Raw genomic sequence first — 8,827 nt, 5'->3', positions numbered from 1 at the left:
TGGTGCTCGGGAGCGCTGCAGCAATTGCAGGGCCGTGCAACACCGGCAAATCGGCCGAGATGCGCGACGCGGGCTCGGGCCCGACGCCGGGCAACACCGGGGCAACCGTCGGTACCGGTTCCAGCTCCGGCCAGCAACCGCCAACCAGCGCGATGAACCAGCAGACCGCCGGCGGCCCGACGTCGTCCCAGGATGCGCAGCGGCAAATGCAGGGGCAACCCACCGCCGCGCAGCAAGCGGACGGCGCAAAGGCCCCGGCCGGTAAGACCGGAAACGATTGCTGATACGTGAAGTGGCCGCTGCCGGGCGCAACCCTGCAGTAGGACGACTCGATAGCGGCCATGGGGCTCCACAAGGCCGTGGATCAGTTCGTACTTGGGGAACAATACCTGATCACCTTCGCGATCACGCGCCGAAGGCGGCCTAAGGAACCTCAACCCGTCGCACCCAAGACCTTATTGCTTGGGATCCGGACGCGGATAGCGACGGACACCGATCCCCCGAAGAAGAACCAGAAGGACGACACCCATGCTTACGGTCAAGCACCGCTGCCCGGAAGGCCATGAGACTATCGTTGCCGCTGACAGCGTGGCGTTCAACCCGGGTAAAGATACGGGACGCAGCGTGCTCTACCTGTTCGGCGCGAGCCCGTCACCGGCGACGATCGGCGCGGAGACTGCGCTTCGGGACGGCGTCGCCTACGTGATGAACGATGCTGGCGCCACTGTCGGCACATATCGGATGCCTGAAGCCTAAGGACGGGTACGTCGCCATGACCTACCGCATAGGTGATCTGACAGTGCAGGGCGAGCAGCCAGCGCATACCAATATCATCCGCGCAGCGTTTACGCCCAAGACCGTAGACGGCGGCAAGGCGCGCATCCAGGCTCGCCGGCATACGCGGCCGGAAGGTGGATGCGGCCTGTCGATGCTACGAGCGGACCCGGCTCTACCCCTACTGACGGAGGGAAGAGCAGGCCGTTGTGTTGAGTTTGGACTATGAAGTGCAGGACACCAGCCCGTGTGAGTACTGCGCACCTACGTGGGATCCAGCCTGAGTGCCAAAATCATGAAGCCACCGCCGAGATTTGAGGAAGTGATCGGACGCCTGGATTACGATCCGGATACGGGATTGTTTATTTGGAAGGCGAAGCCGGAGATCACCTTCCATGACAAGGCGTGGAATTCTAGGCACGCAGGCAATATCGCAGGAAACCTTACGCGCGAAGGCTATATTGTCATACGGATCAATGGCCGAAATTGTTACGCGCAGCAGGTAGCTTGGATCCACCATTTCGGCGTATGGCCGGAAACCCAGATCGATCACAAGGACCGCGACAAGGCGAACAACATAATTCGTAACCTTCGGCTGGCAACGCCGAAGCAGAATGCGGGGAATACCGAACTGCCGAGCACAAATACATCTGGTTTGAAAGGTGTTTCGCTTTATGCTCGCACGGGAAGATATCGCGCCTGTATTACCGTAGGCCGCAAGCAGAAGCATCTTGGTTACTTCGACAGTGAGGCAGAGGCTGCAGCTGCTTACATCGCCGCTGCCCGCTCTCACTTCGGAGAGTTTGCGTACGCAGCTTGATGCCGAAGTCCTTTGAGCGCCGTGAGCGTAACCGTGAAAGCGATGGTCGCCGTAGGCAACTTAAGAGTTGGCGCGCATGGTATGCGACGAAGGCGTGGCTGGAGCGGCGCCGCGAACAACTGAGCAAGCAGCCTCTGTGCGAGCGGTGCCTGGCCAAGGTGCCAAGTATCATCACACCGGCCACGGTCGCCCATCACAAGGTTGCCCATAAGGGCGACCGCACATTGTTCTTCGAAGGCGAGTTGGCCAGCTCCTGTGCACCCTGTCACGACACGGTAGAGCAGGGCATTGAGGCCCGCGGCTATGAGATCGGATGTGATGCCTCGGGCAGACCGGTCGCGTCCGATCATCCATGGAACATCAAGCAATAGGCACCCCCGGGGGGCATCCAAAAGTCTGGAAGCCTCCCCGGGAAGACCGGCGCTCAAGCAGCATACGCAATGAGACCAAAAATCAAAGGCGACCCATCGCAATCAAACGTCAGAAGCAAAGCAACGACATTGTAATCGCTTGGCTTTCTTCGCTGTTTGAATTCACGGAAATCAAAACTTATGCCGAGAGGCGGTAAACGAGAGGGCGCAGGGCGGAAGTCTACAAAGATTTCGACCGCCGCGCCGCTGCGGTTAGTGCCGCCGCCCCGCGTCGACCCCTCGGTCGTTGACGGGCTGACCGAACCGAACTGGTCCGCGCAGTTCACCGACGAACTTGATCAGGATCTGGCGCGCCGGCAATGGCGCATCATCATCAGCGAGCTGCGCGGGTCCGAGAAGCTGGCCAACGCCAACGAACGCCAGGTCAAGCGGCTGGTCGACGCCTACGTGCTCTATGAAATCGCGATGCGTCACGTCGCTGACGAGGGGGCGGTGTTCCCGGCCAAGGGCAAGAAGCAGCCCGCGTACAATCCGTGGTTCACAGTATTGAAGGACGCGAACGGGATGGCGTCGGCTGCCGAGGCAGAGCTGACGATCACGCCGCGCCGGCGCAACAATGGTGGAAAAGTCCAAAGGCAGAAGCCGTCGATCATCGGCGGCGGGTACCTCAAGCCGGTCGCCCGCTGATCCGACCACGCAGTGGGCGCGTGATGTTGTCGACGGCCGTATTGTCTCCGGTGAGATTGTTCGAAGTGCTGCCGAGCGGCATCTGAAGGATATGGTCGACGGTCCCGCCCGTGGACTGCATTGGGCGCCGGATCGCGCTGAGCATGCCTTCGGGTTTTTCCCGGCGGCGTTGTCAATCACGGAAGGCGCAAAGGTAGGAGAGCCGTTCAATCTGCTACCCTGGCACATGTTCTGCGTCGGGTCGTTGTTCGGCTGGCGCATGGCAAGCGGCCGGATGCGTTTCCGGTCCGGGTGGCTGGAGACTGGAAAGGGGCAGGCGAAGTCGCCGCTGATGGCCGCCATCGGCCTTTACATGATGGGCTATTACGGCGTGCAGCGCGCCAAGGTTTACGCGATCGGCCAGGACAAGGCGACCGCGAACGTGTTGTTCAAAGATGCGGCGTCGATGTGCCGCGCTCCAATCCCCGGGTCGGACCCTGAGGACATGGATACGCTGGAGGCGCGCGGCGAAGTCATCATCCGCGGCTTTCTGGACAATGCCTTCAAGATCGAACACCCGGCGTCCAACTCGGTTTTTCAGTCGCTCGCGAATGGCGAGGCTATATCGGGGCCGCGGCCGACGCTGGTTTCGGCTGACGAGATTCACGAATTTAAAAGCAATGCGTCGATCGAGACGTGGAAGCAGGCAATCGCCAAAATGCCCGGCGATGCGTTGATGTTGCTAGGCACCAACACGCCGGCGTCGACACAATTGGTCGGTACCGCATACTCTGAATTTTATCAGAAGGTGGCAAAGGGTGAGGTGCGGGACGACGAGGCGTTCGGCTTCATCGCCCGAGTCGACAAGGCGGACCGAGAGACGGTCTTCGAAAATGAAGCGTGCTGGCCAAAGGCGTTGCCGGCGCTCGGCATCACTTTCCCCGTGGAGAATATCCGCGGTTCCGTAAACACGGCGCGCGAGTTGCTTTCGACGGCCATGTCCGTCAAGCGGTTATACTTCGGAATCCCGACGGGGTCGGTGGACTTCTGGATCGCGGAGGAAGCCTGGGCTGCCGTGCAGAGCGAAGTGAATGTTCCGGCGCTACGTAAATGCAAGTGCTGGCTCTCGCTGGATCTGTCGCAGAAGAACGACTTGACCGCGCTGACTGCGGTATGGCTCGACGACGACGGGCATCTCTGGGCGAAGACTTGGTACTGGACCACGAAGGATAAGCTGGCGGACCGCGCCCGTTCCGACAACGCTCCATATGAGGAGTGGGTCGAAGATCCCGAGATCGATCTAACTGCCGTGCCAGGCGGCGTTATTGACAAGACCTTTGTTGCGGCAAAGATTAAAGAGCTTTTGTCCGAGAATGATGCCGTTGAATTCCTGGCGTTCGACCCTGCCGGCATTGGCGATTTCATCGCCGCCTGTGATCAGATTGGTTTTCCCGTTTGGAAGTGGGAAGGCCCTGATGAGCCAGAAGGGAAGGGCTTGAAGCTCGTCAGCCACGGGCAGGGAACGCGGGTCATCTTTGAAGACAAGCAGCTCTGTATGCCCCGCTCGGTGGAGCGTCTCGAAGACAGGATATTGACTGGTGGGATCACCATTGATGCGTCGCCAGTCACCTACTGGTGCGCAGGCAATGCACTACTGATCTCGGATGGTCAGAAGAACAGAGCGTTCGACAAAAAGCGGTCACGAGGCCGGATCGACGGCTTGGTCACGATAGCGATGGCGACTGGCGCCGCGACAGCAGAGCTCAAGAGCAAGACGCCAGAATACAAGATGATCATCGTCTGAGGACACCATCATGAACCGTGCATATGCAATCCTCACCGTGAAAGCGGTGGAGGAAGACAAGCGCATTATTCGGGGGACGGCGACGACGCCGAGCCCGGATCGTGTCGGTGACATTGTTGAGCCGCTTGGCGTCGAGTTCAAAAACCCGATGCCGCTGCTGCACCAGCATGATTCACGCGCGCCCGTTGGCACCGTGCGGTTCGACAAGCCGACCAAGTCGGGCATCACATTCGAGGCGCGGCTACCGACCATCACCGAGCCCGGGGCACTGAAGGACCGCGTCGACACGGCATGGGGCGAAGTGAAGGCCGGGCTGGTGAGCGCGGTCTCGATCGGTTTCAGCCCTCTCGAATATTCGCGGATGGAAGATGGTGGGTACCGCTACATTCGCAGCGAAGTTCTCGAGCTTTCGCTCGTGACCGTGCCGGCAAATGCCGACTGCACGATTTCCCTCGTCAAGTCTCTCGATCTCGCACAGCGGGCCGCGTCAGGCCAACCGCCGGACGATATTGAACCGAAACCTCCCGCGCCCGGGAAATCCCGAACAACCCCCGTCATCAAGGCCCAGGAGGCCAAAGTCATGAAGAAGACCATCGCGGAACAGATTGCCGCATTCGAAGCCACACTCACCGCCAAGTCGGTCAGCATGGACACCATCATGGACACCGCGGCGGAAGCCGGCGTGACCCTCGATGCCGCCCAGAAGGAGGAGTACGACACCCTCGCCGATGAGGTGAAGGAAATCGGTGAGCACATCGTGCGTCTGAAGGCTCGCGAAGAGAGCAACAAGAAGTCGGCCGTTGCTATCGACGGTACCACCCCGCAGCGTGGCACCGAAAGCCGCAGCGGCGTCACCGTTCTGTCGGTGAAGTCGAACCTGCCGGCCGGCACCGCATTCACCCGCTACGCGATGGCGCTCGCGCTGGGCAAGGGCAACCTGATGCAGTCGGCTGAGATCGCCAAGGGCTGGCATGACAGTCCATTGGGTGGACGTTCGGCGATCCGCCGAAGACGCGAGCGACTGGTGCCTTTCGACCGAAGTCAAGCTCGTCCAGCGGGATCCGTGTTTCGGTCTACGCCGGTAATGACGAGGCCTACTATGCAAGGTGGGTCGAGTTCGGGACGGCGCCCCATAGTCTTGCGAAAGGTGCCGACATCAGCCGGAGCAAGCGTCAAGGGGGTGGCACCCAACACCCTGGCGCAGCCGCGAAGCCGTTCTTCTACCCGACCTATCGGCTTTCGAAAAAATCCATTCAGTCGGCCGTGAAGCGAAAGCTCACCGCGGCAATAAAAAAGCGATCTGCCGAATGAGTGATCCGTCGTATGCGCTGCAGGATGTCATAACGAAGCGCCTCAAGGCCGATGCCGGTGTCGCCGCCATCGTCGGTCAGCGCGTCTTTGATGAGGTCCCCGCATCCGCGGCGTATCCCTATCTGTCGCTCGGCGGCGGTCAGGTTATCGGCGACGACGATGAATGCTCGGACGGCTCCGAAGTGACGTTTCAAATTCACGGCTGGTCGCAATCGGCGGCGACGCCCGGCTATTCGATGGTCAAGAAAATTGCAGGCGCGGTCCGCTCCGCAATGAAGGTGCCGCTGGTGCTTTCCGGCTTCGATGTGTTGCTCGGTGAGTTTGCGCAAGTTCAGTATCTCGACGATCCAGACGGACGAACGCGCCACGCCGTCATCGAATATCGCTTCATCATCGCTCACCCCTAGGAGGCCGGTATGGCAATCCAGAAGATTCGCGGCACGCAGCTATACATCAAGGTCGGCGACGGCGCCGACCCGGAAGTGTTTGCGCATCCGTGCCTGATCAATACCAAGCGCGGTATCCAGTTTCAGTCGAGCACCAACAAAATCATCGTGCCGGACTGCGAAAATCCGGACGACCCCGCGTGGTCCGAAGCCGTCAAGGACGCGCTTAGCGCAACCATCAATGGCGCCGGCACGCTCGATGTGGCGGCGGTCGCGTCATACGATGACTGGTTCCGCAGCCCGGAGTCCAAGCAGGTGCAGGTCTGGCTCGCTGCTCTCGGTCACTGGCAGGGCGGCTTCCACCTGACGAATTTCGAGATCACCGGCGACCGCGGCTCGCTCGCGGAAGCGACGATCACGCTGGAGTCGGACGGCATCATCCCGGCGTTCATCCCCGCATGAGCCGCAATGGCGCATGTGAGCTCGTCTGGGCTGGCGATAGCCGGACCTTTCGGCTCGGCATAGGCGAGCTGCTCGCCCTGCAGGACAGACTGGACGCTGGCCCGGCCGAGGTAGCCAATCGGCTGCGCAGCGGCAACTGGCGTGTCCAGGATGTCCAGGAGACATTCCGTATCGGCTTGATCGGCGCCGGCGTGGATCCCAAGAAGGCCAAAGCGCTGGTCGATGAGCATATCTGCGCCGGTCGCATCCTCAGCCATGTGATGATGGCCTGGGCCATCATCATCAATGCCCTGCAGGGCGACGAGATTGATCCTGTGGGAAAAGAGACAGCGGACCCGGAAGCGCCTCGGACAGCCGCCTCAGCCCGTCCACGCTCTACGGGAACGGCGCGGTCGTCGGCTTCTCCCCGAAAGAAGTCGAAGCCATGAGTCTCTACCAGTTCGCCGCCGTGGTGGATGGCTGGAACGCCGCTCACGACACGGAAGGCGGGACATCGTCCGCGCCGACGGCGGCGGAATTCGACGAAGCCAAGCGCATGCACGGCGACGGATAGGTCATGGCCGGAAACGATACAGCAGCCCTGGTGGTCGCGCTCAGCGCGCAGCTGACCAAATTCGAGAAGGATATGCAGCGGGCCGGCGTGCTCGCCGACAAGACCGTCTCGGACATCGAGGACAAGTTCTCGAAGGCGAACCCGTCGTTTTCGGGGTCGTTCCTCGGTAACTTCCTCAGCAATCTGTCGACTAAGGGTATCGAAGCGGCCATCAAGTTTGCGACCGACTTGAAGGATCGGTTTCTTGAACTTCCCGAAGTCGCTAAGCTGGTCGGCCAGTCGCTGAACGACGTGTTTGGCTTCCAGGAGGCTGCCGCGAATGCGAAGGTCCCGATCGACGATGCAACGAAGAGCCTGAAAGGTCTCGCAACGCTCCTCGACCAAATGCAGCGCGGCGAAAAGAATAGCCTCTCTGACCTTCTCGACGCGAACCCCGCTGCTTTGCAGGGCGTCAACCGCGAAGCGCTGACTTTGCAGCAGACCTTCGGCATAGTCGGGGATCTCGTGCAGAATGCTCGCACCGAGATTCAAAAGGTCGATATCTCTCGTGCTGCTGGTCAGACCGAAACTATGGTCCGGTTTCTGGAAAAGGGCGGCGCCGCCGTTCGGCAACTTTCGACGGATGCCGCTGCTGCTGCGCCCGATCTACAGAAGCTTGCGGACCAAGCAAAGCTTTTCGATGAAGCTTGGAATCAGGCTGTCCGGAACGTCAAAGCGTATCTCTCAGAGCACCTGTTCGATGTTATCCGGCAAGACCTCACAGATCTGATCGCTATCCTTGGCACTACCGTCAGCTTTCTCGGTTTGTTCAAAAATGGCCTAATCGACGGCTACACGTCGAAAGCCGCTGCCGAAATAGATACGTTTCGGCAGGCCTTGGTCCGCCTCAACAACACGCAGAACCAGCGGTCGATCGCGCTCCTCGACGATCCGAATGCCTTCTCCGGTGAGAAGCCGAAGGGCCCGGCAGACGGTGCGAAAACTGGCGGGGGGACGTCGACAAAAGATACCGCGCGTCCACTAAGCAATGTGCCAGTCAAGCCGCCTGCATCGGCGGGTGATACGTCCGACTCCTTTGAGCGTACCGAGGAGCAGATCACGCGCCATACGGCGTCGATGAATGCTGACACTATCGCTGTGTTCCAGAACAACGCCGCGCAGGCGCAATTGCGCGCGGAGTTCCAGTTGCTCAATGCCATCCGCAAGGACGAGGGCGAGGTCACCCAGGCGCAGATCGACCAGTATCAGAAGCTGCGCGCCACCATGTCGGCGGAGCAGGCGCTGGTGCAGGCGCGGATCGCGCTGACGCCGGCCCACAAGCAGTCCTTCATTGCGGCGTCGGAAGGCGCCAAGATCGCGACGACCAACTTCGATGCGGCCCGGGAATCTCTCGGCAAGATCAACGCTGCCAGTTCGCTGCTCGGTAACGCTCTGGCATCGTCTTTTGCGGACGCTGTCGTGGAAGGCAAGAACCTCAACGACGTCATGAGTTCGCTACTGAAGACTCTTGCTAAGGCGTCCATCAATTCGCTGTTCGCATCGTTCTTCAATGCTGTTCGTCGTCAGATAATTTGAGACTGATCAGGCATTTCGAGAAGGGAGGCTCTGGCTCATCAGGGGTTAGAGTTTAAGCGGCCTGCAGTCGGTGCTGCAAGCGACGGTTTGCGATGGTGGCAAGTT

Annotated in this window: 12 protein-coding genes; all 12 read left to right on the top strand. The window is 60.4% G+C overall.

Annotation, left to right across the window (positions count from 1 at the left end; genetic code table 11):
- Positions 1–2 precede the first annotated feature (2 nt).
- Positions 3–284, top strand: a complete 282-nt coding sequence (locus tag JWQ24_RS12465) for a hypothetical protein (protein ID WP_299808065.1) — start codon at positions 3–5, stop codon at positions 282–284.
- A 244-nt stretch (positions 285–528) separates the two neighbouring features.
- Positions 529–756: a hypothetical protein gene (locus JWQ24_RS12460; protein WP_299808063.1), complete on the top strand. Its 228-nt coding sequence runs from the start codon at positions 529–531 to the stop codon at positions 754–756.
- Between the two features lie 313 nt (positions 757–1,069).
- Positions 1,070–1,594, top strand: coding sequence for an HNH endonuclease (locus tag JWQ24_RS12455; protein WP_299808061.1), 525 nt, complete (start codon positions 1,070–1,072; stop codon positions 1,592–1,594).
- Positions 1,594–1,965, top strand: coding sequence for an HNH endonuclease (locus JWQ24_RS12450; protein WP_299808059.1), 372 nt, complete (start codon positions 1,594–1,596; stop codon positions 1,963–1,965). Before JWQ24_RS12455 ends, JWQ24_RS12450 begins: the two co-directional genes overlap by 1 nt.
- A gap of 255 nt (positions 1,966–2,220) precedes the next feature.
- Complete coding sequence (locus JWQ24_RS12445; protein WP_299808058.1) at positions 2,221–2,652, top strand: P27 family phage terminase small subunit; 432 nt, start codon at positions 2,221–2,223, stop codon at positions 2,650–2,652.
- Positions 2,585–4,435, top strand: coding sequence for a terminase TerL endonuclease subunit (locus JWQ24_RS12440; RefSeq protein ID WP_299808056.1), 1,851 nt, complete (start codon positions 2,585–2,587; stop codon positions 4,433–4,435). Before JWQ24_RS12445 ends, JWQ24_RS12440 begins: the two co-directional genes overlap by 68 nt.
- Positions 4,436–4,445: 10 nt before the next feature.
- Positions 4,446–5,702, top strand: a complete 1,257-nt coding sequence (locus JWQ24_RS12435; protein WP_299808054.1) for an HK97 family phage prohead protease — start codon at positions 4,446–4,448, stop codon at positions 5,700–5,702.
- 40 nt (positions 5,703–5,742) lie between these two features.
- Positions 5,743–6,153 carry a DUF3168 domain-containing protein gene (locus JWQ24_RS12430; RefSeq protein WP_299808052.1) on the top strand — a complete coding sequence of 137 codons (411 nt, stop codon included), beginning with the start codon at positions 5,743–5,745 and terminating at the stop codon, positions 6,151–6,153.
- Between the two features lie 9 nt (positions 6,154–6,162).
- Complete coding sequence (locus JWQ24_RS12425; RefSeq protein ID WP_299808050.1) at positions 6,163–6,594, top strand: phage tail tube protein; 432 nt, start codon at positions 6,163–6,165, stop codon at positions 6,592–6,594.
- Positions 6,591–7,022 carry a gene transfer agent family protein gene (locus tag JWQ24_RS12420; protein WP_299808049.1) on the top strand — a complete coding sequence of 144 codons (432 nt, stop codon included), beginning with the start codon at positions 6,591–6,593 and terminating at the stop codon, positions 7,020–7,022. The genes JWQ24_RS12425 and JWQ24_RS12420 overlap by 4 nt, the downstream gene beginning before the upstream one ends.
- A complete protein-coding gene (locus JWQ24_RS12415; protein WP_299808047.1) occupies positions 7,019–7,147 on the top strand; it encodes a hypothetical protein in 129 nt (42 codons plus the stop codon). The genes JWQ24_RS12420 and JWQ24_RS12415 overlap by 4 nt, the downstream gene beginning before the upstream one ends.
- Positions 7,148–7,150: 3 nt before the next feature.
- A complete protein-coding gene (locus tag JWQ24_RS12410; RefSeq protein ID WP_299808045.1) occupies positions 7,151–8,722 on the top strand; it encodes a hypothetical protein in 1,572 nt (523 codons plus the stop codon).
- Positions 8,723–8,827 lie beyond the last annotated feature (105 nt).

The organism is Tardiphaga sp., assembly GCF_028290495.1.
Classification (GTDB): Bacteria; Pseudomonadota; Alphaproteobacteria; order Rhizobiales; family Xanthobacteraceae; genus Tardiphaga.
Note: the sequence above shows the minus strand (reverse complement) of the source record. Positions and strands in the feature narration are given on the sequence as shown.